Origin of the sequence: Corynebacterium sp. HMSC034E11, from assembly GCF_001835905.1 — a bacterium.
Taxonomy (GTDB): Bacteria; Actinomycetota; Actinomycetes; order Mycobacteriales; family Mycobacteriaceae; genus Corynebacterium; species Corynebacterium coyleae.
Genome location: NZ_KV826386.1, coordinates 17,943 through 18,375, shown reverse-complemented (window position 1 = coordinate 18,375; position 433 = coordinate 17,943). Strand labels below are relative to the sequence as shown.

Genomic DNA, 433 nt, shown 5'->3' with positions numbered 1-433 from the left:
CCCGCCAAGGAAGAAAACAAGGTAGAAGCACCAGCCGCCGACAAAGCAGACGACAAGGCAGAAGCACCAGCACAGGTCGAAGCAGAAGCAGAAGCCCCGGCCAAGGCTAATGACAAGGCCGAGGAGCAGGTACAAGACCAGGCTGAAGCGGAGCAGGACGCACCGGCCAAGGTGGACAACGCCAAGAAGCAGGCAGACAACAACAAGCCTGCAGGAGCAGACGTCAACATCGCCGCCATCGTCGCCCCGATCGTCGCCCTGCTAGCCATCGTCGGAATCGGCATCGGCTTCGCCAACATGATGCTCTAACCAAACACCCAAACTACAAAGAGTGTGCCCCAATGAGGGCACACTCTCTTTTCGTTGCTACCCCTGATCGTCTAGCACCTCCGCAAACCTAGCTAGACGGTCTCGAAACCGCCTTCACAAACCC

At 58.0% G+C, this 433-nt stretch carries 1 pseudogene; it reads left to right on the top strand.

The features are described from left to right. Positions 1-309: pseudogene (locus tag HMPREF2690_RS12100) on the top strand (hypothetical protein); the annotation flags it as partial. Positions 310-433 lie beyond the last annotated feature (124 nt).